Annotated in this window: 18 protein-coding genes, 1 tRNA gene and 1 other RNA gene; 10 read left to right on the top strand and 10 right to left on the bottom strand. The window is 74.4% G+C overall.

What is annotated here, in order from left to right; translation table 11 throughout:
* Window positions 1–134: 134 nt before the first annotated feature.
* The gene (locus ACFI33_RS04510) at window positions 135–1082 is read left to right on the top strand and encodes a PaaI family thioesterase (RefSeq protein ID WP_462623777.1); all 948 of its coding nucleotides are present in this window, start codon (window positions 135–137) and stop codon (window positions 1080–1082) included.
* A 133-nt stretch (window positions 1083–1215) separates the two neighbouring features.
* On the opposite strand, the gene ACFI33_RS04505 is transcribed toward ACFI33_RS04510, so the two are convergent.
* From ACFI33_RS04505 to ACFI33_RS04495, 3 genes are read right to left on the bottom strand one after another with little or no spacing between them, the layout of a single operon-like run.
* Complete coding sequence (locus ACFI33_RS04505) at window positions 1216–2919, bottom strand: cytochrome b/b6 domain-containing protein (RefSeq protein ID WP_462623776.1); 1704 nt, start codon at window positions 2917–2919, stop codon at window positions 1216–1218.
* A 52-nt stretch (window positions 2920–2971) separates the two neighbouring features.
* Window positions 2972–4009, bottom strand: a complete 1038-nt coding sequence (locus ACFI33_RS04500) for an electron transfer flavoprotein subunit alpha/FixB family protein (protein ID WP_098093697.1) — start codon at window positions 4007–4009, stop codon at window positions 2972–2974.
* The gene (locus ACFI33_RS04495; RefSeq protein ID WP_061867548.1) at window positions 4006–4788 is read right to left on the bottom strand and encodes an electron transfer flavoprotein subunit beta/FixA family protein; all 783 of its coding nucleotides are present in this window, start codon (window positions 4786–4788) and stop codon (window positions 4006–4008) included. Before ACFI33_RS04495 ends, ACFI33_RS04500 begins: the two co-directional genes overlap by 4 nt.
* A 179-nt stretch (window positions 4789–4967) precedes the next feature.
* Here ACFI33_RS04495 and ACFI33_RS04490 point away from each other — a divergent pair, with 179 nt between their 5' ends.
* From ACFI33_RS04490 to ACFI33_RS04480, 3 genes are all read left to right on the top strand, one after another.
* Window positions 4968–5882: an NUDIX hydrolase gene (locus tag ACFI33_RS04490; RefSeq protein ID WP_462623775.1), complete on the top strand. Its 915-nt coding sequence runs from the start codon at window positions 4968–4970 to the stop codon at window positions 5880–5882.
* A 184-nt stretch (window positions 5883–6066) separates the two neighbouring features.
* Entirely contained in the window at window positions 6067–7485 is a 1419-nt protein-coding gene (locus ACFI33_RS04485) for an L-serine ammonia-lyase (RefSeq protein ID WP_036384036.1), read from the top strand.
* A gap of 107 nt (window positions 7486–7592) precedes the next feature.
* The gene (locus ACFI33_RS04480) at window positions 7593–8690 is read left to right on the top strand and encodes a YihY/virulence factor BrkB family protein (protein ID WP_227717929.1); all 1098 of its coding nucleotides are present in this window, start codon (window positions 7593–7595) and stop codon (window positions 8688–8690) included.
* 93 nt (window positions 8691–8783) lie between these two features.
* Here the strand turns inward: ACFI33_RS04480 and ACFI33_RS04475 are convergent, their stop codons facing one another.
* Complete coding sequence (locus tag ACFI33_RS04475; RefSeq protein ID WP_127445806.1) at window positions 8784–9764, bottom strand: thermonuclease family protein; 981 nt, start codon at window positions 9762–9764, stop codon at window positions 8784–8786.
* 150 nt (window positions 9765–9914) lie between these two features.
* Entirely contained in the window at window positions 9915–10847 is a 933-nt protein-coding gene (locus ACFI33_RS04470; protein ID WP_127435285.1) for a TspO/MBR family protein, read from the bottom strand.
* Window positions 10848–10961: 114 nt separating this feature from the next.
* On the opposite strand from ACFI33_RS04470, the gene ACFI33_RS04465 reads away from it, so the two are divergent.
* Both ACFI33_RS04465 and poxB read left to right on the top strand, forming a co-directional pair.
* Window positions 10962–11858, top strand: a complete 897-nt coding sequence (locus ACFI33_RS04465) for an HAD family hydrolase (protein WP_127435286.1) — start codon at window positions 10962–10964, stop codon at window positions 11856–11858.
* Between the two features lie 128 nt (window positions 11859–11986).
* On the top strand, window positions 11987–13702 hold the full coding sequence (poxB, locus tag ACFI33_RS04460) for a ubiquinone-dependent pyruvate dehydrogenase (protein ID WP_127435287.1): 1716 nt from the start codon (window positions 11987–11989) through the stop codon (window positions 13700–13702).
* An 87-nt stretch (window positions 13703–13789) separates the two neighbouring features.
* Here poxB and ACFI33_RS04455 read toward each other — a convergent pair whose 3' ends face one another.
* Together ACFI33_RS04455 and ACFI33_RS04450 are read right to left on the bottom strand one after the other, a co-directional pair.
* Window positions 13790–15352, bottom strand: coding sequence for an alanine/glycine:cation symporter family protein (locus tag ACFI33_RS04455; RefSeq protein WP_127435288.1), 1563 nt, complete (start codon window positions 15350–15352; stop codon window positions 13790–13792).
* A gap of 218 nt (window positions 15353–15570) precedes the next feature.
* Window positions 15571–15656: transfer RNA gene (locus ACFI33_RS04450), tRNA-Ser, on the bottom strand.
* 155 nt (window positions 15657–15811) lie between these two features.
* Here ACFI33_RS04450 and ffs point away from each other — a divergent pair.
* An RNA gene (ffs, locus tag ACFI33_RS04445) (signal recognition particle sRNA small type) lies at window positions 15812–15908 on the top strand.
* Between the two features lie 16 nt (window positions 15909–15924).
* On the top strand, window positions 15925–16911 hold the full coding sequence (gene gluQRS, locus ACFI33_RS04440; protein ID WP_336575014.1) for a tRNA glutamyl-Q(34) synthetase GluQRS: 987 nt from the start codon (window positions 15925–15927) through the stop codon (window positions 16909–16911).
* Window positions 16912–16950: 39 nt separating this feature from the next.
* Here gluQRS and ACFI33_RS04435 read toward each other — a convergent pair whose 3' ends face one another.
* Window positions 16951–17616 carry a malonic semialdehyde reductase gene (locus ACFI33_RS04435; RefSeq protein ID WP_049146682.1) on the bottom strand — a complete coding sequence of 222 codons (666 nt, stop codon included), beginning with the start codon at window positions 17614–17616 and terminating at the stop codon, window positions 16951–16953.
* 78 nt (window positions 17617–17694) lie between these two features.
* Here ACFI33_RS04435 and ACFI33_RS04430 point away from each other — a divergent pair, with 78 nt between their 5' ends.
* Both ACFI33_RS04430 and recR read left to right on the top strand, forming a co-directional pair.
* Window positions 17695–21141: a DNA polymerase III subunit gamma and tau gene (locus ACFI33_RS04430; RefSeq protein ID WP_336575015.1), complete on the top strand. Its 3447-nt coding sequence runs from the start codon at window positions 17695–17697 to the stop codon at window positions 21139–21141.
* 115 nt (window positions 21142–21256) lie between these two features.
* Entirely contained in the window at window positions 21257–21856 is a 600-nt protein-coding gene (gene recR / locus ACFI33_RS04425; RefSeq protein WP_002856659.1) for a recombination mediator RecR, read from the top strand.
* Window positions 21857–21899: 43 nt separating this feature from the next.
* Here recR and ACFI33_RS04420 read toward each other — a convergent pair whose 3' ends face one another.
* Together ACFI33_RS04420 and ACFI33_RS04415 are read right to left on the bottom strand one after the other, a co-directional pair.
* Window positions 21900–23156, bottom strand: coding sequence for an ABC transporter permease (locus ACFI33_RS04420; protein WP_127435523.1), 1257 nt, complete (start codon window positions 23154–23156; stop codon window positions 21900–21902).
* Window positions 23153–24166 carry an ABC transporter ATP-binding protein gene (locus tag ACFI33_RS04415; protein WP_087114451.1) on the bottom strand — a complete coding sequence of 338 codons (1014 nt, stop codon included), beginning with the start codon at window positions 24164–24166 and terminating at the stop codon, window positions 23153–23155. Before ACFI33_RS04415 ends, ACFI33_RS04420 begins: the two co-directional genes overlap by 4 nt.
* Window positions 24167–24373: the final 207 nt, after the last annotated feature.

Below are 24373 nucleotides of genomic sequence, written 5' to 3'. Positions count from 1 at the left end.
CGCGGGCGGTCCACGACGGGGTGGTGCGGGGGTGACACCGCGGGCGGCGACAGGGTGTGACTGTCATCACCATGATAATAGGACATCCAATGATCAGCCGTGTCGCCGCCGGGCCGTGGGCTAGCGTGCTCCCCGTGCAGACCACCACCAGCCCCACCGCGGACTCGCCCACCGGCCCCCGCTCCCACCCCTCCGGCCGCACGGAACAGCTGTTCGGCATCCGCCGCCACGCGCTGATGACCGAGCGGGACGGCGCCCTCAACCCTGCCGCGTTCGAGGTCGGCCCATGGTGCCTCGACCTGGACGGCCGGCCCACCGGCGCGGCGGCCACCGTGATCATGGACAACGCCACCGCGGTGGCCGTGCACCACGCGGCCCGGGACATCGAGACCGTGGTCACCACCGAGCTGCAGGTCAACGTGCTCGGCCCGCTGCCCGCCTTCGACGCGGCGGCGGTCACGGCCGGGGACGAGGACGGCCCGCTGCTGGAGTGCTGGACCCGCCCGCTGGCCTGGGATGCCGGCGGCGGCGTGGCCCGCGCGTGGCTCGAGGACGCGGACGGGCGTCGCGTCGTCGAGGCGACCGGCTGGTTCCAGTCGGTGCCCGCCGGAGCGCCGGAGCGGATGGCCGCGTTCGTCGCCGCCGGACGGCTGCCCCGCGGGGCCGAGACCCGCGTGCCCATGCCGGGGCTGCTGGCCGCCCGCCCCGAGTCGCTGCCGGCGGCCGATCCGGACACGCGCCCCGCCGTCGCCGCCGCGGCGACCGCGGGCGCCCGCTTCGCCCCGAAGCCGGAGCTGGCCAACCCGTCGGGCGCGGTCCACGGCGGGGCCATGACGCTGCGGGCGGTCATCGCCGCGCAGGCGGCCATGCCGGACCGCGTGCGCTACGACGTCCAGGCCGTGCACGTGGTGTTCGTGCGCCCCGGCCACGGCGAGATGGTCGCCCTCACACGGGTGCGACACGCCGGCCGGTCCCTGCGCCTCGTGGAGGTGGACCTCGTGCCGGTCGGCGCCGACGGCGTCCCCGTGGCCGACAAGCCGATGGTCCAGGTGCAGGTCACCTTCCGCGCTGCCCGGAGCTGACGCCCCGCCCGCCCGAGCACCCGAGCGCTTTCGAACGTGAGAAAGGGCCTATCTCACGTTCGAAAGCGCTCATTCCCCCGACATCACGTTCGAAAGTCCCGGGAGGAGGAGGGGCCGTCGTCGTGCGGCCGGCTCAGCGGCCCACGGTGCCGAACCGGGAGGCCACGGGGGCCGTGAAGGCGGGCTTCAGGAAGAACCACGCGGCGGCGGTGACCGCCACGCTCACGAGGAACACCACGAGGCCCCACGCGTCGGTGGCACCGCCCCGCGAGGTGTACATGTGGTTCAAGTTCGTCAGCAGGCCCGTGAAGGCCACGAGGAACACGTGCACCACGATGAACGCCACGAAGAAGACCATCACCGGGAAGTGCACCTTGCGGGCCACCTCCATGGGGAACGCCTTGTTCAGTCCCTTGGCCTCCGTGGGGAACCACGAGGACATGCGCCAGCCCGTGAGGGCGGCGAGCGGGGCGGCCACGAACACCACCAGCGCGTAGGAGAGCATCTGCAGCGCGTTGTAGTGCACCCAGCCGTTCTCCGTGGGCCAGTCCAGGGACAGGTACTGGATGCCGGCGGACAGGGCGTGCTGGAACACGTGCGGGTCCGTGGGCACGATCCGCGCCCAGTGGCCGGTGACGATCAGCAGCACCACGAAGATCACGCCGTTGAGCAGCCACAGCGCGTCGAGGGCCTGGTGCATCCAGATGGTGAGCGAGAACTTCTTCGGGGTGTTGCCCCGCGCGGAGAACAGGCCGTCCTTCGTCGGCGTGAAGTTGGCCGGAGGCCGTGTCTCGTGACGGATCTGCAGGCCCGTCCGGATGATCAGCACCATCAGGAACATGTTCAGGAAGTGCTGCCAGCCCATCCACCAGGGCATCCCCTCGGGGGTGCCCTCGGGCAGGACCGGGTGCCCGTCGTAGGTCGCGATGAAGTCCGCCACCGGGTCCAGGCTCCGCAGCCAGCGTGCGGCCAGCACCGCGAGCAGCGCCAGCACCACGACGCCGGCCACCGCCGGCAGCGCCTTGCGCAGACGGGACGGGACGGCGGACTCGGCGGCGTCCGTCTCCGCGGTCCGAGCGGGCGTGCCGGGGGCGGCACCGGGGGCGGCCCGGGGCGGCTGCGCGGCGGAGGCCGGCGGGGCCGAACGGGTGTCCGGCGCGGTGGGGGCCGGCTCCGGGGCCGACGCCGCGGCCACGGGGGCGGCGACGGCCGGTTCCGCATCGGCCGGCTCGGCGACGACCGGCCGGGCCGGCGCCGCGGCGGCGGGCTCGGCGGTGGCCGGCTCGGCGACGACCTCCTGCGCCACCATCTCCGGCGCGGTGGGGGCGCCCACGGCGGCCAGCTCGGTGAACCACTCCCCCTCCCGAGCGAACGGCACGTACCCGGCCATGCGTCGCCGCTCCGCGAGCGGCACGAGGTCGGACTCCACGGGCGCGCCCACCCCGGACGCGGCGGGCGCACCGGTTGCGGCGGCCGCGACGGCGGCCGCCACGTCCGGCACGACGGGCTCGGTCTCCGCGGGTGCGGGGGCCCGCGTCGGGGACGCTGAGGCGGCGATCGGCTCGGGGGCGGCGGCCGGGGTCGATCCCGCGGCCGGAGTGGGGGCACCGCCGAGCCACTCGGCCTCGCGGGCGAACGGGACGTACCCGGCCATGCGGCGTCGCGCGGACAGGGGCGTCAGGGCCGACGCCGACGCGGTCGGCGCCACCGGGGCGGCGGGCGCGACCACCGGGGCGGGGGCCGCCGTCGTGGTGTCCTGCGCCGGGGCGGGGGCGGGCTCGGTCTCGGCCGGGGCGCCCTTCAGGGGGACGTAGCCGGCCATTCGCTGCTTGGGCATGCTTCTCCTCGTCCGAGGGGCGCGGTCCGCAGCGGACCGCGCCCGCACCGGTTCAGCCGCGGCGGGTGCGCAGCTGCTCGATGACCTGCGGGACCACCTGGAAGATGTCCCCGACCACGCCGAAGTCGGCGTGCTCGAAGATCTCGGCGTCCTCGTTCTTGTCGATCGCCACGATGGTCTTGGCGGTCTTCATGCCGGCCAGGTGCTGGATGGCGCCGGAGATGCCGAGGGCGATGTACAGGTTCGGGGACACGATCACGCCGGTCTGGCCCACCTGGCGCTCGGCCGCGGTGTAGCCGGAGTCGACGGCGGCACGCGAGGCGCCCACGGCGGCGCCGAGCTCGTCGGCGAGCTGCTCGACGATCGCGAAGCCCTCCTCGGAGCCCACGCCGCGTCCGCCGGCGACGACGGTCTTGGCGCCGCGCAACGGCGGACGGGCGGAGTTCTGCGTGCGGGCGTTCACCTCGAGCACCCGGGCGCCGGCGGTCACCGGGCCCAGCTCGGCGGCGGCCAGCTCCACGACCTCGGGCGCCTCGACGGCCGGGGCCCGGTCCGCGACGGCGCCGGGGCGCATGGTGATGATCCGGGGGCCGCCCTCGCCGGTGGACTCGCTGAGGTAGTCGCCGCCGAACACGGAGTGGCGGGCGATGACCTCGTCGTCGGCCCAGCGCAGCCCCACGGCATCCGCGCAGACGGGGCCGCGGGCGCGGACGGACAGGCGGCCGGCCACCGCGCGGGACTCAGGACTGCCGGAGAGCAGCACGGCCACGGGCGCGGAGCGGGCGGCCGCGGCGGCGAGGGCCTGCACGGCGGCGTCGCCGAGGGTGGTGGCGGCGTCGTCGGCCACGAGGACGTGGACGCGCGTGGCGCCGTACTCCCCCAGCCGGGCGACGGCGGCGTCCCTGCCCTCCGCATCGGTCACGAGGACGGCCTCGGGCACGCCCACGGTGGCGGCCGCGCCGAGCAGCTCGGCCACGACCGGGCGGAGCGCGCCGTCCGCGCCGATCTCGGCGTGCACCAGCACGGTCTGACCGCTGTTCGCGGCGTCGGTCTGCGTCGTCATCTCGGTCTCCTCCACGTTCGCGCTCACACGAGCCCCCGACCCGCGAGGAACTCCACCAGCCGCTCGGCGGCGGTGCCGTCGTCGGTGATCTTCTCGCCCGCGGCGCGCTCGGGACGCGTGTCCGCCGAGACCATCACGGAGCGGTAGGCGGCCTCGGCCGGGCCCGCGGCGATGCCGAGGTCGGCCAGGGACAGCACGGTGAGCGGCTTCTTCTTGGCCGCCATGATGTTCTTGAAGTTCGGGAACCGCGGCTCGGCGGTCTTCTCCGTCAGGCTCGCCACGGCGGGCAGGGCGACGGCGGCGCGCACGTCCGCGTCCGAGGTCGCCACGGTGCCGATCAGCTCGCCGTCGGCCAGCTCGGGGGCCTCGGCGTGCGGCAGGTAGGGCCGCTCCAGGAGCTCGGCGACCATGGCGGGCACCACGCCGGTGCCGCCGTCCGTGGACACCGTGCCGGCGAGCACGAGGTCGGCGCCCTCCTTCTCGACGGCCGCGGCGATCACGCGAGCCGTCTGCACGGCGTCCGAGCCGACGAGTGCGTCGTCGGTGATCTGCACGGCGGAGTCCGCGCCCATGGCCAGCATCTTGCGCAGGGTCTTCGAGGAGTCCTCGGGGCCCACCGTCAGGGCCACGACCTCGATGTCCGCGCCGGCGTCCCGCCAGCCCAGGGCGACCTCCATGACGCGCTCGCTGATCTCGTCCGGCACGGGCTCGGCCGCGCCGTCGCGCACCACCCAGCCGGTCTCCAGGCTCAGCTCACGCTCCTGCCACGTGTCCGGCACCTGCTTGGCCAGCACCAGGATCTTCACGGCCTCTCCTCCTTGGGTCGCGGTCTCGCCCCGGGGCCTCCGCCCCGAGCACAGTGACTTACGCTACAGACTACGGGTCCGCGCACGTCCGGGCCGCATGACCCGCGCGCGGGAGCGGCCGGGGCCGCCGTCGTCGGCCCGTGCGTCCGGACCATGATCGCCCGAACCGAGGAGGCACCGTGAGCCCCGCCGCCCCGCCCACCGCCCCGCCGGTCGCCGAGGACCGGCCCCGGGTCCCGGCGGTGCCCGCCTCCTCCCTCGTGCTGGTCCGGCCCGGGGCCGGCGGCGAGACCTCGGTGTTCACCGTCCGCCGCGCCGGGACCATGGCCTTCAGCGCCCACGCCACGGCCTTCCCCGGCGGCCGCGTGGACCCCGCGGACGACCTGTCGGACCGATTGTGGGAGGGCACGGACCTGGCCGACTGGGGCCGGCGCCTGGGGCTGCCGCACGAGCCCGTGGGCGCCCAGGGCACCCTCGCGGAGCTCGACCCTGCCGAGGGCGCCGGCCGCGTGCTCGCCGCCGCCGTCCGCGAGACGTTCGAGGAGACCGGGGTGCTCCTGGCCCGCGACGCGGCCACCGGCACCCCCGTGGACCCGGCCCGGGTGGCCGCGTTCCCCGACGAGCTGCGTGACGCCGTCGAGCGCCACGAGGTGGACTTCGGGGAGCTGCTCGACCGCGAGGGGCTGCGCCCCGACGTCGGCGCGCTCGTGCCGTGGTCCCGGTGGATCACCCCGCACGGGGGCCCGCGCCGCTACGACACGTTCTTCTTCGCCGTCCACCTGCCCCAGGGCCAGTCCCCCGAGCGGATGTCCTCCGAGGCGGCCAGCCACGGCTGGGCGTCCCCCGCCGAGCTGCTGCGCCGCTTCCGGGCCGGCGAGGTCAACCTGATGGCCCCCACGTGGTGGCAGCTGCGCACCCTGGTCGACGCCGGTGAGGACGTCCACGCGGGCCGCTCCCGGTTCGAGCCCCTCGAGGGGGTCATGCTCGTGGCCGGGCAGGGGCCCGTGTTCCCCCACGCGGACGAGTATCTGCGTGACCTGACGGCGTTCCGCGCGGCCGCGCAGGTGGAGGAGTCCAAGGACAACATCCTCTGAGCGCTCCCGGCTCCGGACCGTGCGGCGGGCGACGGGCCGGAGAGCACCGCGGACCACGACCCGCGACCCCATGGCCTGCCGGGCCCCGTGCCCCTAGTCTGGTCTGCACCGGATCACCCGGCTCCGCGCGTCCGGCCCCCACCCCCGGCCACCGCGCGTCCCGCTCGCACCCTAGGAGCACTGCATGGCGCTCAGCGTCCTCGACCTGTTCTCGATCGGCATCGGCCCGTCCTCGTCCCACACCGTGGGGCCCATGCGCGCTGCCCGCCGCTTCACGGACAGCATGGGCCAGCACGGCGTCCTCGAGCGCACGGCCCGCGTGCACGCCGAGCTGTTCGGCTCGCTGGCGGCCACCGGCGTGGGCCACGGCTCGGACACCGCGGTGCTGCTCGGCCTGGCCGGCCAGGACCCCGAGACCATCGACCCGGACGCCTGCACCGGGCTCGTGGAGGAGATCGTCACGGGCGGTCGGCTGCCCCTGGACGGGCGCCACGAGATCGCCTTCGACCGGCAGGCGGACCTGACGCTGCACATGCGCGAGTCCCTGCCCGGGCATCCGAACGGCATGCGCCTGACCGCCTACGACGACGCCGGCGAACAGCTTCACACCCGCGACTACTACTCCGTGGGCGGCGGCTTCGTGGTCACCTCGGACGAGCTCGAGGCCGAGTTGGACGCCACCAAGGACGTCAACCGCACCGACGACGGCGACACCGGCGAACCGTACCCCTTCTCCACGGGCGCCGAGCTCGCCGCCCGCTGTCACGAGGCGGGCCTGAGCATCGCGGAGCTCATGCTCGCCAACGAGGCCACCCGCCACGACCTCGACGAGCTGCGCACCCAGCTGCTGGCCATCTGGGCCGTCATGGAGGAATGCGTCCACAACGGCGTGTCCCGCACCGAGCCGATCCTGCCCGGCGGACTGAAGGTCCGCCGTCGGGCCCCCGCGCTGCGGGAGCACCTGCTCCAGACCACCGACCGCACCGACCCTATGTGGGCCATGGAGTGGGTCAACCTCTTCGCGCTCGCGGTGAACGAGGAGAACGCCTCGGGCGGGCGCATCGTCACCGCGCCCACGAACGGCGCCGCGGGCATCATCCCGGCCGTCATGCTCTACTACATGCGCTTCGTGCTCCCCGAGGGCGCCACGCAGCAGGAGCGGGACGACAAGGTGGTCGAGTTCCTGCTCACCGCGGCGGCGATCGGCATCCTGTACAAGCGCAACGCCTCCATCTCCGGCGCCGAGGTCGGCTGCCAGGGCGAGGTCGGCTCGGCCTGCTCCATGGCGGCGGGCGCCCTGTGCGCCGTGCTCGGCGGCACCGTGGACCAGGTGGAGAACGCGGCCGAGATCGGGATCGAGCACAACCTCGGGCTGACGTGCGACCCCGTGGGCGGCCTCGTCCAGGTGCCGTGCATCGAACGCAACGCGATCGCGTCGGTGAAGGCCATCAACGCGGCCCGGCTGGCGCTGCTGGGGGACGGCTCGCACCGGGTGACCCTGGACCAGGCCATCACGACCATGCGCGACACCGGCGCGGACATGAAGTCCAAGTACAAGGAGACCTCGCGCGGCGGCCTGGCCGTGAACGTCATCGAGTGCTGATCGCCCGGGTCCGCGGCCCAGCGCCGCTCCGGTCGGGACGGACGGGGCACCCGTCCGCTACCGTGGGGCCCGACCCGCACCCTGCCCCCGAGCGCGAGAGGACCGACGTGGCCATTCATCCTGTGGACGCGACCCTGGAGGCCGCGAAGATCGATCCCGACCAGCGTGCCGAGAGGCTCAAGGGCGTGAAGCTCGACGGCGCCGGCTGGAAGTACGCGCTCACACGCGCGCTCAAGGAGTTCGGCAACGACGGCGGCACCGACCTGGCCGCGAAGCTCACCTACTACCTGGTGCTCTCGCTGGCTCCTTCCCTGCTGGCCGTGTTCTCCATCCTGTCCCTCGTGCTCGCCTCCAACCGCGGGGCCATCGACGATCTGCTGGGGGAGCTGACCGGCCTGGTCCCGAGCGACTACCAGCCGCTCGTCACGAACCTGGTGACCACCATGAGCGACTCGGCCGGCTCAGGCGGCGGGATCATCGCCCTCATCATCGGCATCGCGACCGCCCTGTGGTCCGCCTCCGCGTACGTGAAGGCGTTCAACCGCTCGGCCAACACGGTGTACGGCTACGAGGAGGGCCGCGGCCTGGTGAAGCTGACGCTGACCAACCTGCTCACCACGCTCATCCTGATCGTGGGCATCGTGGTCGTGCTGCTCTCGCTGGCGCTGAACCGCTCGCTCGTGGACGGCTTCCTCCAGCCGATCGCCGGGCCGCTCGGCATGACCGGCGTGGTGAACTTCCTCTCGGACACGTTCCTGCCGGTGTGGGCGTGGGCGAAGTGGCCTGTCGTCGTCGTGATCCTGCTGGTGCTGATCGCGACCCTGTACTACACCACCCCGAACGTCCAGAAGCCGCGCTTCCACCTCTTCGGCCCCGGCAACATCGTGGCGCTGGTGGGCATGGTGCTGGCCGCGGTGGCCCTGTCCGTGTACTTCACGCAGTTCGCCGGCTACTCGGCGTACGGTGCGATCGGCACGGTCATGGCGCTGCTGTTCGCCCTGTGGATCTTCAACATCGTGCTGCTGCTCGGCCTGGAGGTCGACGCCGAGGTGGAGCGTGCCCGCCAGCTCGAGGCCGGCCTGCCCGCCGAGGCTCGGGTGCAGCTGCCCCCGAAGGACGTGGCCGGGGTGGAGAAGCGCGCCGAGAAGCAGACGGCCGTGGAGGAGCGCGGCTACGAACTGCGGGCGGTCCACGAGGGCCGCTGACCGCGCCCGGCGCGGCGCCGAGCGCACGTTCCGCACCGACAACGACGGCCGCTCACCTGGCGAGGTGGGCGGCCGTCGTCGTGCGCGGGGCCCTCAGCGCCGGGCCGCGCGGTAGCCGCCCGCCTGCGCCGCGGAGGCGGAGGCGTAGCAGTGGCGCGCGTTGGTCTTGCCGTAGTGCTGCTGACCGGGCATGTGGTAGATGCCCGAGTTGTCGTTGGCCTTGACCGGGTGGGAGTCCGGGCACACGGAGTCGGCTCCGCTCACCGGCCCCGCGTCGCCGGCCGCGGGGGCCGCCTCCGGGGCGGGGGCCGGGGCCGCCTCCGGGATGGGCTCGGCCGCGGTGCCGCACTCCCCGGAGAACCTGCCGACGCCGTTCGCCCGGGCCTCCTCCCACGCCGCCTCGACCTCGGGCAGGAAACGGTCGTTGCCGTCGAAGACCGCCGGCTCGCCGTAGCCCAGGCGGGCCATCTCGGCGTTGAGCAGGACGCCGTCGGCGTACACGCCGGCGAGGAGGCGGCCGTAGCGGTCGTAGAGCCGGCGATCGTACCGCAGCACCACCGTGTCGCCGGGGCTGATCATCGACGTCAGCGCCGCCGTCGCCTCCGGTCCCATGCACTCCACCGGCTTCGAGGGGTGACGGGTCTCGGGGGTGTCGATGTTGAGCAGGCGCACCCGCGTGGACACCTCGCCGAGGGTCACGCGGATCGTGTCGCCGTCCGAGATCGACTCGACCGTGACCACGTCTCCCTCGACGTCGGCCGGGGCGGCGGGCGCCGCCGGTCCAGCACTGCGGGAGCCCTCAGCGGCACGCGACTCGGCAGCCCCGCTCGAGGACGACGCCGCGGCGCGCGAGCTCTGCGCGGCGGAGGAGGCGGCCAGCGACGACGCAGCGGCACGGCTCGTCGCAGCCGCGTCGACGGAGGGGGTGGGCGTCGTCGGCATCGTGCTGACCGACGCGGAGGTGTCGGCATCGCTCGCCGGGGTGACGCCGTCGTCGGTGGCGGTGCAGCCGGTGAGCAGGAGCAGGGACAGTGCGGCCGCGGGGAGCGCCGCGCGCAGACGGGCAAGGGGCACGAGGATCCTGGAAGGGAAGGGACGGGGACATGACGAAGGCCCCGCCGTGAGGCGGGGCCTTCGGATCACCACATCATCGCATGTGGGAGGCACAGGTGTTGCCGCACGTCACGACAGCATCGGTCCCCGTTCCGTCAATGACGACGGGGGTCAGCGACGGCCGTCGATGGGGTCGCCGCCGCCGTCGAGTGCGTCGAGGACGAGGTCGCGGGCCTCGCCCGTCGCGGACCGGCGGGAGAGCAGCAGCGCGGCCAGCCAGCACAGCAGGACGATCGCCGCGCCGCCCCACGCCAGGAGGGCGAGGCTGCCCGAGAGCAGCCCCGTGCCGTCCGCGCGGCCGACGCCGATCCACACCAGACCCCACGCGAGCGCGAGGGCCGGAGCCGGGCGGCCGCCGTTGTACACGGCCGTGAACGCGCCCATCAGCACCGCCACCACGAGCATCACCTTCGCCCAGAGGGAGGACTGCCCCGGATCGCCGACGACGCCGGTCGAGGCCAGCCACGCGGCCAGGTTCGCCACGGCGGCGATCGAGACCCAGCCCAGATGCAGGCCCTGCACCCCGTCCAGGAGGATCCGCTCACCCCAGCTGTGCGCGCGGACGGATTCGAGGAGCACCAGGATCCACGCCAGGCATGCCAGCAGCAACGCGATCACCACGACGCTCAGCCCCAGCAGCCCGGCCTGCACCGTCCAGATCCACGCGGCGTTGAGCAGCACCGAGACCAGGATCCACGGTCGCAGGCGGTCGTGACGGGCCGACTGGGCCGAGGGGAGGAACTGCCACACGGCGTACGCCAGCAGGCCCGCGTAGATCACGGACCAGATGCCGAACGCGGGGGTCGCCGGGGACACCCAGGTGGCGTCCGGGCCGAGCCAGCCGCCCGCGGCCTCGGCCACCGGGGTCAGGCCGCCGACGACGCCGGAGCCCAGGAACGCGGCCACGACCGCGAGGATCACGACCACGAGCATGGCCACCCGACCGCCCGTCGAGGACAGCCCCGTCCCCGAGCTGGGGACGCGCGCCGCGGCGTCGGGGCCGAAGGGGCTGCGGGACGGGCCGAGGTCGGTGGCGGTGCTCATGGGTGCTCCCGTGGGGTGATCGTCGGGGGTGTGCCCCGGGCGGGGCGGGTCTCAGGGTCAGCGTAGCCGCCGGGCCCATCGCGGGCATGGGCCACCGCGGCCTAGGGTGGGGGCATGCGCACTTCCTCCCCGATAGGACTCCTGCTGGACGTGGACGCCCCCGTGGCCTCCACCGAGACCCGGACCGTGCCGGAGGGGATCATCGACGTGCTCGTCCGCCTCGCGAGGCGCGGGGTGCCGGTCGGCTTCAACACGGGCCGCTCCACGGACTTCCTCCTGCACAACCTGATCGCCCCGCTGCGCTACGCGGGCCTCCCGGACGACGCTCCCTTCCACGCGATCTGCGAGAAGGGCGCCGTGTGGTTCCCGTTCTCCGCGGTGCCCTCCGGGGACCTGCCCGACGTCACCGTGGACGGCACCGCCCCGGACTGGCTCCGCACCGACCCGGACATGGCCATCGACGCGGACACCCGTGACGCGATCTGGGCCCTCAACGATGAGCGCGCCGGGGACCTGCAGTTCACCGACCGCACCAAGCTGGCCATGGTCTCCCTCGAGAAGACGGTCGGCGCGGACCAGACGGAGTACGAGCGGGTGCGCGACGACGTCGCCGCGCGCGTCGAGGATCTGCTCGCCGAGCGCGGACTCGCCGAGGAGGTGCGCGTGGCCCCCTCGGTGATCTCGGTGGACGTCGAGCACCGCTCCTCCGGCAAGGACCTGGGCGTCGAGCGCTGCTTCGACCTGCTGGCGGAGGCGGGCACCCCGGTGCCCGAACGCTGGCTCACCGCGGGCGACTCGCGCAGCGACTACGCCATGGCCGACCGGCTGCACGAGCGCGGACTCGCCGTGGAGCACATGGACGTGCGGCCCGCCGACGGCGTCCCCGAGAAGCCCTACGGCGTGGTGACGGCGGCGATCCTCGCCGAACGCGGCATCGGCGACGCCGAGGACGTCCACGAGCGGGCGGGCGAGTCCCTGCTGCGCTGGGTGGAGCGCGACCTGCTGCGCTGATCAGGCCGGACGCCCCCTCTGCGGGCGGCCGACCCTCCCCGGGCCTGGACCTCGACCCCTAGCGTGGAAGGCAATGCCGCGCCCCTGCCGAACCGGCCCGGGCGCCTCCCGACCAGAGAGGTTCCACCGTGGCCACCGTCGCCCAGAACATCGTCGAGACCCTCCACGCCTCGGGCGTGCGCCGCATGTACGGCGTGCCCGGGGACTCCCTCAACGGGCTGACCGAGGCCCTGCGCTCCCACGGCGGCATCCAGTGGGTGCACACCCGGCACGAGGAGACCGCGGCCTTCGCCGCCTCCGCCGAGTCCCAGCTCACGGATGAGCTCGCGGTCTGCGTGGGCTCGTGCGGTCCGGGCAACCTCCACCTGATCAACGGCCTGTTCGACGCACAGCGCTCCCGCACCCCGGTGCTCGCGATCGCCGCGCACATCCCGTCGGAGGAGATCGGTTCGGGCTACTTCCAGGAGACCCATCCGCAGGACCTGTTCCGCGAGTGCTCCGTCTACGTGGAGCACGTCTCCTCGGCGGACCAGATGCCCCGCATGCTGCGCACCGCGATGCGGGCCGCCGTCGAGCAGCGGGGCGTGGCCGTGCTCGTGATCCCGGGCGACGTGGCCCTCACCGAGCTCTCCGCGAAGCCCGAGGTGATCCGTCACACGCCGTCCCGCGTCATCCCGGCCGACTCCGTGCTGCGCGAGGCCGCCGAGGCCCTGGACTCGTCCAAGCGGATCACCATCCTGGCCGGCGCGGGTGCGGCCGGCGCCCACGACGAGGTCGTGGCCCTGGCGGAGCGCCTGCAGGCCCCGATCGTCCACGCGCTGCGCGGCAAGGACCGGATCGAGTACGACAACCCGTATGACGTCGGTTTGACCGGCCTGCTCGGCTTCGCCTCCGGCTACCACGCGCTCAAGGAGGCCGAGACTCTGCTGATCCTCGGCTCCTCCCTGCCGTACCGGCAGTTCTACCCCGAGGACGCCACGGTCATCCAGGTGGACGTGCGCGGCGAGCAGATCGGCCGACGGGTGGCCGTGGACGTGCCGCTCGTGGGCGGCGTGAAGGAGACGGCCCAGGCCCTGCTGCCGCTGCTGCGCGGGAACTCGTCGTCGGCGTTCCTGGACAAGGCGCTCAAGCACTACGCCAAGACCCGCAAGGACCTCGACCAGCTGGCCTCCCCGGGACGCGGACGCGTGCATCCGCAGTACGTGGCCCGCCTCCTCGACGAGCTGGCCGACGACGACGTGGTGTTCCTGCCCGACGTCGGCTCCCCGGTGGTCTGGGCCTCCCGGTACCTGACGATGAACGGGCGCCGCCGGATCATCGGCTCCCTGTCCCACGGCTCCATGGCCAACGCGGTCACGCAGGCGGTCGGCGCCCAGGCGGTCGACCCTGCCCGCCAGGTGGTGGCGATGGCCGGCGACGGCGGGTTGGCCATGATGCTCGGCGAGCTGCTGTCGTTCGTGCAGAACGACCTGCCCGTGAAGACGCTCGTGTTCGACAACGACTCGCTGAACTTCGTGGAGCTCGAGATGATGGCCGCCGGGTTCGTCCCCTTCGGGACGGACCTGCAGAACCCGGACTTCGCGGCGATCGCGGAGGCAGCCGGCATCGAGGGCTTCCGCGCGGACCACACGACGGACCTGCCTGCGGTGATGCGCGAGTTCCTCGCCCACGACGGGCCTGCGCTGCTGGTGGTCAAGACCGAGCGTCAGGAGCTGACGATCCCGCCGAGCATCGAGTTCGAGCAGGCCAAGGGCTTCGCGCTCTACGCCATGCGCACCGTCCTCGACGGCAAGGGCACCAAGCTGCTCGACCTCGCGAAGGCGAACCTGCGCCAGCTGTTCTGACCTGCCGCGCACGACGACGCCCCGGACGCTGGCGGCGTCCGGGCCGTCGTCGTGGTGGGGCAGGGAGAGCCCAGCCCCGCCGGTAGGTCAGGCGCGGTGGGCGCCGCCCTCGGCGACGATCGGGTGCTCGGCCGTGCCGGCGACGCCCTGGGTGATCAGGCCGTCGGCGCGGTGCTCCCAGAAGTCCGCGTTGCGGATGCCGAGCGGGCGCGGGTCGAACTGCGGGTCGAGACCCTGGCGCTTCTGTGCGCGGTAGTCCTTGAGGGCCTTGAGGGCCGGGCCCTGCAGCACCAGGATGCCGAGGATGTTCAGCCAGGCCATGGAGCCCACGCCGATGTCGCCGAGGCCCCAGGCCGCACCCGTGGTGGCGACGGCGCCGTAGGCCACCGACACGAGGATCAGGGCCTGCAGGAAGCGCAGCGCGACGCGGCGGACCATGCCGTTGCGCAGGTTGCGCGTGAGGAACACGATGTTGACCTCGGCCATGTAGTAGTACGCCACGATCGTGGTGAAGGCGAAGAACGCCAGCGCCACGGCCACGAACGTGGGGCCGAAGCCGGAGAACATGGCGTCGAAGCCGGTCTGGACGAAGGCCGGGCCCTCGGAGGCCGTCGGCGAGACGATGCCCTCGAACAGCAGGCCGGAGCCGGACCCGTCCGAGTACACCCGGTAGGCGCCCGTGGAGATGATGATGAACGCGGTGGCCGAGCAGACGAAGAGCGTGTCGATGTACACGGCGAACGCCTGCACGAAGCCCTGCTTTGCCGGGTGCGAGACCTCGGCGGCCGCGGCGGCGTGCGGGCCCGTGCCCTGGCCGGCCTCGTTGGAGTAGACGCCGCGCTTCACGCCCCACTGGATGGCGAGGCCGAGGATCGCGCCGAACACGGCGTGCACGCCGAACGCGCTGGCGAAGATGGAGCCGAAGACCTCGGGGATCTGGTCGAAGTTCAGGAACAGCACGATCAGCGCGAGGATGATGTACAGCACGGCCATCACGGGCACCACGTAGACGGCGAACGTCGCGATGCGCTTCACGCCGCCCAGGACGATGAAGGCCAGCAGGATGACCATGGCCAGGGCCACGACCCAGGCGGGCACGGCCCACGCCTCGCCCACGGCCGCGGCCACGCCGTTGGCCTGCACGCCCGGCAGGAAGTAGCTGGTGGCGAAGACGGTGACGACGGCGAACAGGATGGCGTACACCTTGAACGCGGGGGCGGCGGCCGTGTGCTTGTAGGCCTTCTCGAAGTAGTACGCCGGGCCGCCGCGGTACTCGCCGGTGTCCGGGTCGCGCTCCTTGTAGATCTGGCCGAGCGTGGACTCGATGAAGGACGTGGCGGCGCCGAGCAGGGCCATGACCCACATCCAGAACACGGCACCGGGGCCGCCGAACGCGATGGCTGTGGCGACGCCGCCGATGTTGCCCATGCCGACGCGGCCGGCGAGCGACATCATGAGGGACTGGAGGGACGAGGTGCCGTCCGCGGAGTCCTGGCCCTCGCGGAGCTGCTTCACCATGTCCGGGATGTTCACGAACTGCAGGAACATGGTCCGGATGGTGAAGTAGAGGCCGACGATCAGGCAGAGCCAGATCAGGGCCGGGGACCAGATGACGTCGTTCACGGTGGTGATGAGATCTGCGAAGGACATGGGGTCTCCAGATCGGGGTGGGGATGGCCGGTGCGGTGCGAGTTCCGAGCGGCGGCCGCCGGCGGTCCCGGGCGACTGGGGAGAAGGATACGCGCAAATGTGACCCGCGTCTCGCATCCAGCGGGGCGGGCCGCTGACGTCGGGCGCGCGTCCCGCGACGACAGCGGCCCCGGACATGCGAAAAGCCCCGGAACCACTGGGGTCCCGGGGCTTATCTGCGGAGGATGGGGGATTTGAACCCCCGAGGGCTGTTAACCCAACACGCGTTCCAGGCGTGCGCCATAGGCCGCTAGGCGAATCCTCCTTGGTGCGCCCTCATGCGGCGGACCGCGCGAGGGCAGGCTCCATAATAACCAGATCGTCCTGGGCCGCGCCAATCCCCCGCGGGAGGCGCGGGCCCGGCCCGGGGCTCGCCGCGGCCCGAATCGCCGCGCCCGCCGCCACCCTGGTAGAGTCGTCGGCGGCCCCTCACGTGGTGTCATCTCGCTGAACTCCCCCAGGACCGGAAGGTAGCAAGGGTAGGTGGGCTCTGGCAGGTGCGTGAGGGGTCTTCACTTTCCCCAGGAGATCCCATGCCCGCCGGACGCTACGCCCCCTCCCCCACGGGAAGCCTGCACCTGGGCAACCTGCGCACCGCGCTCGTCGCGTGGCTCGCCGCGCGCGCCACGGACCGCGCCTTCCTGCTGCGGATCGAGGACCTGGACCGCGTCCGCTCCGGGGCCGAGGCCGGCCAGCGGGCGGACCTGGCCGCCGTCGGGTTGGACTGGGACGCCGAGCCGGTGCGCCAGTCCGAGCGCACCGCCCTGTACGACGCCGCCGTGGCCGCCCTGCGCGCCGTGCACGGCGCGGACGCGGTCTACGAGTGCTTCTGCTCGCGCAAGGACATCGCCGAGGCGACGTCGGCCCCGCACCCGAGGCCCGACGACGGCGCCCCCGCCTCCGGCGGCGCCGTGCCGCTGCGTCCGCCCGGCTTCTATCCGGGCACCTGCCGCGGCCTGACCGAGGCCGAGCGGGCCGAGCGACGGCGGGTGCGTCCCGCCGCCCTGCGGATCGACGCGGCGAAGGTCGCGGGCCTGCCGGACGGTGAGATCCCGCGCGCGACCGCCGTGGACGTGCTGCACGGCGACGTCACGGGCCTGGTCGACGACCTGGTGCTGCGCCGGAACGACGGGGCGTACGCGTACAACCTGGCCGTCGTCGTGGACGACCTGGCGCAGGACGTGGACCAGGTGGTCCGCGGCGACGACCTGCTCGACTCGGCCCCGCGCCAGCGCTGGCTGGCCGAGGCGCTGTGCGCCGCACGCGGGGAGCCGACGCCCGCGGTGGAGTACCTGCACGTGCCGCTCGTGCTGAACACGGAGGGGCGGCGGCTGGCCAAGCGGGACGGCGCCGTGACCCTCGAGGACCTCTCCGCGCAGGACCCGGCGTGGACCCCCGAGCGGGTGCGGGACCGGCTGCTGGAGTCCCTCGGCCTGCCCGCGGGACCGCTGGCGGCCGCCGTGCCCGCGTTCGACCCGGCCGCCCTGCCGCGCGATCCGTGGGTGTTCACCGGGCTCTGAACGGGCCGGCGCCCTGGCCCGCCGCAGGCCCGGCCCCGGTCAGAGGACCTGGGCGGCCTGGTCGAAGTCGAGGCGGCCCTGGCGGGGCTGCTGCGCCTTCTCGTCGTCCGCGGCGGCGTGGCCCACGTTGATCACCAGGAGGGACTTCCAGGCACGGTCCGCATGGAACTCGGCGTCCACGGCGGCGGCGTCGAACCCGGCCATGGGGCCGACCTCGAGCCCGTGGGCGCGCAGGGCCACGAGCAGGTAGCCCACCTGGATGAGCGCGTTCGTGCGGCCCATCCCCTCGCGCATGCCCGGCTTGCCCTCGGCATCCTCCTCGAAGCCCTCCCGGAACGGGGCGAGGTGGCCCATGTGGCGGTGCCAGTCGAGGTCGTAGGAGGCGATCAGCGTGAGCGGGGCGCGCTCCGTCTTCTCCCGGTTGAACTCGATCATCAGCGGAGCCAGGCGGGCGCGGGCCTCGGGACTGTCCACGACGTCGAGCCGCAGCGGCTGGTTGTTCATGGCGGTCGGCGCCCAGCGGAGGTCCGCGTAGGCCCGCTCGATCAGCGCGAGGTCGACGGGCTCGTCCGAGAAGAGCTGCGTCGTGTGGCGGTCCGCGAAGAGGCGGTCGATCTCGGCCTGACTCAGCGGTCCCGCGTCCGGGGCCGGCTGCGTGGGGTGGATCGTGTCCTCGGCGTCGGTGTGCATGTGCGTGGTGGTCATGGGCCAGGGAACGGGCCGGTGGGTGGGCGCATTCCCCGGCTCCCTTAGCCCGTCCGCCCGCCGGATAGGCTTTCGAGGGTGAGCACCGCCCTGTACCGCCGCTACCGCCCGGACCGTTTCGAGGACGTGATCGGGCAGGACCATGTCACGGTCCCGCTGCGCACCGCACTGGCGAAGGACCGCGTGAACCACGCCTACCTCTTCTCCGGCCCGCGCGGCTGCGGCAAGACCACGTCCGCCCGCATCCTCGCGCGCTGCCTGAACTGCGCCCAAGGCCCCACGCCCACGCCGTGCGGCGAGTGCGACTCGTGCCGGGACCTGGCCACCGGCGGGCCGGGCTCGCTGGACGTGCTGGAGATCGACGCGGCCTCGCACGGCGGTGTGGAGGACGCCCGCGGCCTGCGCGAGCGGGCCACGTTCGCCCCGGTCCGGGACCGCTACAAGATCCTCATCATCGACGAGGCGCACATGGTCACCGCGGCGGGCTTCAACGCGCTGCTCAAGATCGTGGAGGAGCCGCCGGAGCACCTGAAGTTCATCTTCGCCACCACGGAGCCGGAGAAGGTCATCGGGACCATCCGCTCCCGCACCCACCACTACCCGTTCCGGCTCGTGCCGCCGGAGCCGCTCATCGTCTACCTCGAGCAGCTGTGCGCGGAGGAGGGCGTGTCCGTGGAGAAGGGCGTGCTGCCGCTCGTGGTGCGCGCCGGCACGGGCTCGGTGCGTGACACGCTCTCCGTGCTGGACCAGCTGATCGCGGGTGCCCAGGAGGGCCAGGTCTCCTACGAGCTCGCGGTGAGCCTGCTCGGCTTCACCCCGGAAGCCCTGCTGGACGACGTGATCGACGCCGTCGCCGCGGACGACACCCCCACCGTGTTCCGCGTGGTGGACCGCGTGGTGCAGTCCGGCCAGGACCCGCGCCGCTTCGTCGAGGACCTGCTGGACCGCTTCCGCGACCTCGTGATCGCCCGTGCCCTGCCGGAGGAGGCCGGGGCGATCCTGCACGGCATGCCGGAGGACCAGGTGCGGCGTCTGTCGGCGCAGGCCGCGCAGCTCTCCCGCGCGGAGCTCTCCCGCCTCGCGGACATCACCAACCTCGCGCTGACGGACATGGTGGGGGCCACCAGTCCCCGCCTGCACCTCGAGCTGCTCATGGCGCGCCTGCTGCTGCCCGCCTCGGACGAGACGCACCGCGGCCTGGCCGCCCGCCTCGAGGCCCTCGAACGGCGCCTGGAGCTCGGTGGCGCCGCGCCCGTCGAGGACGGCGCCCCGGAGGGCACGACGACGCCGGCCCGGTCCGGCACGCCCGCCAAGGACGGCGGCGGATCGGCCGGGGACGCGGACGGCTCCGGCCCTCTGACCGGTGCCGCGCTCGCCCGGGCCGCCATGCGGCGGCCGGAGGAGCCCGCGCCGACGGCGCCCACCGCCCCGCCGGAGCGCTGGACGCCGCCTGCCCCGCAGTCCGTGGCAGAGGCGCCGGAGGGGGACGCGGCCGCCGGGGCAACGGGGTCCGAACGTCCGCAGCAGCCGCCGCAGCCCAAGCGGCCTGAACCGGCTGAGGTCGGGGCCCGTTCCGGGGACACGCGCCGCCCGGAGGCCGGGAGCCGCGCCGAGCCTGAGGGCCGCCCCGAGGGCCGGCCCCAGGCTCAGGACCGCACCGGTGCCGCGCCGTCGAGCCCCACGCCCGCCCCGGCAGCGAGCCAGGTGGAGATGATCCGCCGGGCCTGGCCGGACATCCTCGCGGCCCTCGAGGACGCCTCACGCCTGGTGTGGATGCTGGTGAAGGACAACGCGAGCGTCGCGGGCTACGACGGCTCGTTGCTGACGATCGGCTTCCAGCAGGACGGACCCCGCCAGTCGCTGCTCGGCCGGGGCGGCGACCGCGTGCTCGGCGAGGCCGTCCACCAGGTGCTCGGCATCCGCCCGCGGCTCGACCTGATCCTCGGTGGGGACGCGCCGACCGGGGAGGCCCGCGCACAGTCCGGCGCCCGCCCGGCCGGCCCGGCGCGGACGGACCGGCCTGAACGTCCGGCCCCGCAGCAGAGCCGGCCCGACCGACCGGCGGCGGCGCAGCCGAACCGACCCGCTCCGGCACCGGGGCAGGCCCCGCGCGAGCCGGAGTCCTCCCGCCCCGCCCCGCCGCGCTCCGCCGCACCCTCCACCGCGGAGGACGACCCGGCGCCGCCGGCGGCTCCGCCCCGGGCCACACAGCAGCGTCAGACGCCGGAGCCGTCCCCCGCCTGGACGCCCGCGGCTCCCGCCACCTCCTGGGGGCCGACGCCGACGTCGTCGACGACGCCCGCCCCCGCCCCGCCGGCGGACGGCTGGGGCGGCCCGGATGAGGAGCCGCCCGCCTGGGACGACGCTCCCCCGTTCGAGGAGGACCCGTGGGACTCGCTGCCCGCGTTCGACCCGGACGCGGAGCAGGACGACTCGGACGGCCCCGAGGGCTGGACCCCGCCGGCCCGGGACGCCGAGGAGCGGCCCGTCGGCGCCGCCGGCTGGGACGGCCCCGTGCCGTCGGTCGAGGACTGGGGCGCGCCGCCGCAGGCCGCACCGGCCCCCGGCGGCGCCGCGCCGGACGCCGGCCAGGACTCCCCGGTCCAGCCCGACGCCCCGACCCCCGGCGAGAGCGAGCCGAGCGCCGAGGAGGTCCGTCGGGCCTACGACCCGGGGCCGCTGGTCCGCGAGGAGGAGCACTCGATCCCCGTGTTCGCCCGTCCGGAGGCGGAGCTGCGCGCCGAGTTCGCGAAGCGCTTCGGCGCGACCCGTCCCGCCGGCTTCGACGACGGCGCGGGCGCGGCCGCGGACGGTGACTCCGCCCGGCCTGCCACGCCGTCGCCCGCCCCGGACGACGACGCAGCGGCCACGGAGCGACGCGATCTCCACCCGGCCGCCTCGGGCGCCGGCCCGTCCTCGGACGAGGAGCGGCGCCCCACGGGCTCGCCCACGGCCGACGCGACCCCTGACCCGGGCGTGCCCGCCGACGACGCGGACGCCGCGCCGCGCGCGGCTGCCGGCCCGACCGGTTCGGACTTCCCGGGTTCGGGCCATCCGGCGAGCATGTACCCGCGGCTCATGGAGCGGCTGCGGGCCGGTGGGCCCCTCGAGCCTCCGGTGAACGCGGGCTCGAGCGGCGGCGGCGGGACGGGCGGCGGCCCCGGCGCTCCCGGTGGCCCCGACCCGGACGCCACGCCGGGCTCCCCCGCCGGGGGCCGGCCGAGCGCGGCCTCGCTCGGGGCGCGCCCCGCCGACGTCGAGCCCGCCGGGGGAGCCTCGGCGCTGCCGTCGTTGGACGCGCGGGCCGCGGCCATCCGCGCCGCCCGCGAGGCCGCCCAGGGCCGCGGCCCGACCCGGCCCGCCGACACCGGCCCCGCCGCCCCGGCGACGTCCGGTGTGGGGTGGGAGGACGAGGTCGCCAGCGACGACGACGTCCCGCTCGAGGACTCGGGCCTCGTGGGCCGGGCCGTCGTCGAACGGGTGCTCGGCGGCCGTCTGCTCGAGGAACGCCCCAACGACGCCTGAGGCGAACGCGCCCGTACGCCGTCCGGGGCCGCGGGCATGATGGACGCGGCGCCGGACCACGGCGCCGCGTCGGGGCGCACGCCCCACGAGACGCACCATCGGACGAGGGGGACGGATGTACCAGGGCGCGGTGCAGGACCTGATCGACGAGCTCGGCCGCCTGCCGGGCATCGGGCCGAAGTCCGCCCAGCGCATCGCCTTCCACATGCTGGAGGCGGACCGGGAGGACATGCTGCGGCTCGCGGACGCCATCCGCACGGTCAAGGACAGGGTGCGGCTGTGCTCGGTCTGCTTCAACGTCTCCGAGGACGAGGTGTGCTCGCTCTGCCGGGATGAACGCCGGGACCGCTCCCAGATCTGCGTCGTCGAGGAGTCGCAGGACGTCATGGCCATGGAGCGCACCCGCGCCTTCCAGGGCCGCTACCACGTGCTCGGCGGGGCCATCAACCCGATCGCCGGCATCGGCCCCGAGCAGCTGCACGTCCGCGAGCTGCTCACCCGGCTGCAGGACGAGGCCGTGCAGGAGGTCATCCTCGCCACGGATCCCAACCTCGAGGGCGAGGCCACGGCCACCTACCTCGGCCGGCTCCTCGGCGCCACGGGCATCCGCGTCACGCGTCTGGCCTCCGGTCTGCCCGTCGGCGGGGATCTCGAGTACGCGGACGAGGTCACCCTCGGCCGCGCCTTCGAGGGCCGCCGCCTGATCAGCGGCTGACACGGGCCGGCGTCGAGCGGGTCCTGCCCGACGCCGGCCCGGCTCAGGCCACGCGCGTGCCGGCGGGCAGCCGCCCGGCCGGGGTGTCCAGGCGACGGTGGCCCCACCAGACCAGCCCGGCCACCAGCACACCCTGCATCGCCAGGCCGAGCGGCCACACCGGCCAGGTGCCCTGCCGGTCCGGCACACCGCTCTGGTCGAGACCGCGCAGCTCGCCATCGAGGCACTCGACGTCCCGGACGGGGTCACGCTGGGTCCAGCGCAGCCCCACGGACAGCAGGTTGAGCGGCCCGGGATCCACCCGGGTACCGTCCGCGAGGAGCCCTGCCTCCCAGGGGGAAGCATCCGCGAGGACGGCGTAGGGGTTCGCCGCGAGCAGCCATCCGCTGCGCCGCGGGTCGGGGATCGTCCGGGTGGTCACCGGGCCGACGCACCGGTCGGCGATCCCGTCGTACAGCTCCGGGTGCGCCGCCTCCCACTCGGCCCAGGCCTGCTCCGCCTCCTCCGGGGTCATCTTCTCGAGCTCCGCCTCGGTGAACGGCTCCGCCGTCATGGGGCCGAACTCGGCGTCGTTGGCCCGCACCTCGGTCTGCAGGAACTGCAGGGACAGCCCGAAGGCCACCAGGGTGCCGATCGTCAGCGCCGCCACGATCAGGTACGTCACCACGACGGCGAACAGCGTGCGCCCGGCGATGGCCGAGACGGCCACGCCGATCCCCGCGATCATGCCGAACTCCACGAGGATCATCACGAGCCCCACCAGCACGGCCCACGGGGACACGCGCCCCACCACGGCCGCGACCGCGAGCCACGGCAGCGCGGCCGCGAGGAACGCGGCGGAGGCGATCCACGCGGCCAGCCACTTGCCCGCCATCAGGTGCCCGGTCCGCAGCAGGGTGACCTGGGTGATGGCCAGGGTGCCGCCGGCACGGTCGCCCGAGATCGCGTTGGCCGCCAGGGCGGGCGAGACCAGCAGCGAGAGGGTGAGGACGAAGAGCAGGACGCCGTCGAAGAGCGTCCGCCCCAGGGCGCGCATCTGCTGCTCCGCCAGCTCCGGCTCCAGGCCGGACGCCTCCATCTCCGCCACGCCCAGGCTTCGCAGTCCGAGGGCGCCGAGGGTCACCGCCCCCACCACCGCGAAGAAGACGCCCAACAGCACGTACCAGCCGCGCGAGCGCAGCCGCTGACGCAGTTCCATCCCCACCACGGTGGCCACGGCCTGGGCCGCGCCGAGGCGTCCCCCCGGCTGCGGCTGCGGCGGGCGGCGGTCATGGATCGAGGTCGCGACGGCGGTGCTCACGGCCGGTCTCCTTCGGTGCGGGGGTCCTCCAGATGGAGGCCCAGGTAGGCGTTCTCGAGGCGGGAGCCCTCCGGGGCGAAGTGGCTCACGAGCACACCCTCGCGCACGAGGTCCGCGAGCAGCGCGGCCGCGGCGGCCTCACCCCGCAGCTGCACCACGACGCCGTCCCGGCGCTGGCCCGCGCCGGCGCCGGTGGCCGCGGTGACGGCGAGGCCGCGGGCCTCGAGGGCGCGGACGAGGGTGTCCCGGGCCGTCGGGTCGGGTCCGGCGATCCGGTAGGGGCGGGCGAGGTCGTCGGCGGCGCGGAACTCCTGGGTGGCCACCGTGGCGCCCTCACGGAGGAACACGGCGCGGTCGGACATCTCCTCGAGCTCGGCGAGCACGTGGGAGGAGACGAGCACGGCGGTGCCGGCTGCGGCCATGGCGCGCAAGTCGTCCCGCAGCCGGATGCGGGCGGCCGGGTCGAGGCCGTTGGCGGGTTCGTCCAGGAGCAGGACGGAGGGCCGGTGCACGGTGGCCCGAGCCAGGGACAGGCGCTGCTGCTGGCCGCGGGAGAGCACGCGGGCGGGCCGGTGGGCGAACTCCGTGAGCTCGACCCACGCGAGCTGCTCGTCCGCGCGCGCCGACGCCTCCGCCTTCCCCATGCCGTAGAGACGGCCCAGGCTGGCGAGGATGTCGTGGCAGGTCAGCTCCTCCCACACGCCCAGGGTGTCGGGCATCCAGCCGAGCCGCCGCCGGGCCTCGACGGGCTCGCGCACCGCGTCCACCCCGGCCACGGACACGGCGCCGGCGTCCGGGCGCAGCAGGGTGGCCAGGATCAGCAGGAGCGTGGTCTTGCCCGAGCCGTTCGGGCCGACGAGGGCCGTCACGGAGCCGGCGGGCACGGTGAGGGAGACGTCCCGCACCGCATGGACGGCGCCGAACGAGCGGGCGAGGCCGTGGGCCACGATCCCGTCGTGGGCGGCCACCCCCAGGACGGGTGAGGCGGGCGGGGGTGCTGGAGCGGTCATGGCCCCATCCTTGCCGCGCCGAGCACGGACGCGGATCCACCCGGGGGATGATCCCGGCGCCGATCCCAGCCCGACCGGGGTCGCAGGCGGGGCCGCGGGCGCCGTCGTCCTGGCCTGCCGCGGGCGCCGGGTCCAGCATCCGGAACAGGGGTTCACCTGGCGGACCTGCGCGGGTGCGCGCCCCTAGACTTGGCCCGAACCGACCCT

The sequence above is a fragment of the Micrococcus sp. PSi08 genome, assembly GCF_054960655.1.
The sequence above is the reverse complement of the archived record's forward strand: the minus strand, read 5'-3'. Positions and strand labels throughout refer to the sequence as shown.

Excerpts from the sequence above, each read along its gene's own strand:
- ACFI33_RS04505 (WP_462623776.1), bottom strand. The coding sequence starts at position 2,919 with ATGCCCAAGCAGCGAATGGCCGGCTACGTCCCCCTGAAGGGCGCCCCG.
- ACFI33_RS04485 (WP_036384036.1), top strand. The coding sequence starts at position 6,067 with ATGGCGCTCAGCGTCCTCGACCTGTTCTCGATCGGCATCGGCCCGTCC.
- ACFI33_RS04470 (WP_127435285.1), bottom strand. The coding sequence starts at position 10,847 with ATGAGCACCGCCACCGACCTCGGCCCGTCCCGCAGCCCCTTCGGCCCC.
- ACFI33_RS04465 (WP_127435286.1), top strand. The coding sequence starts at position 10,962 with ATGCGCACTTCCTCCCCGATAGGACTCCTGCTGGACGTGGACGCCCCC.
- ACFI33_RS04455 (WP_127435288.1), bottom strand. The coding sequence starts at position 15,352 with ATGTCCTTCGCAGATCTCATCACCACCGTGAACGACGTCATCTGGTCC.
- gluQRS (WP_336575014.1), top strand. The coding sequence starts at position 15,925 with ATGCCCGCCGGACGCTACGCCCCCTCCCCCACGGGAAGCCTGCACCTG.
- ACFI33_RS04435 (WP_049146682.1), bottom strand. The coding sequence starts at position 17,616 with ATGACCACCACGCACATGCACACCGACGCCGAGGACACGATCCACCCC.
- recR (WP_002856659.1), top strand. The coding sequence starts at position 21,257 with ATGTACCAGGGCGCGGTGCAGGACCTGATCGACGAGCTCGGCCGCCTG.
- ACFI33_RS04415 (WP_087114451.1), bottom strand. The coding sequence starts at position 24,166 with ATGACCGCTCCAGCACCCCCGCCCGCCTCACCCGTCCTGGGGGTGGCC.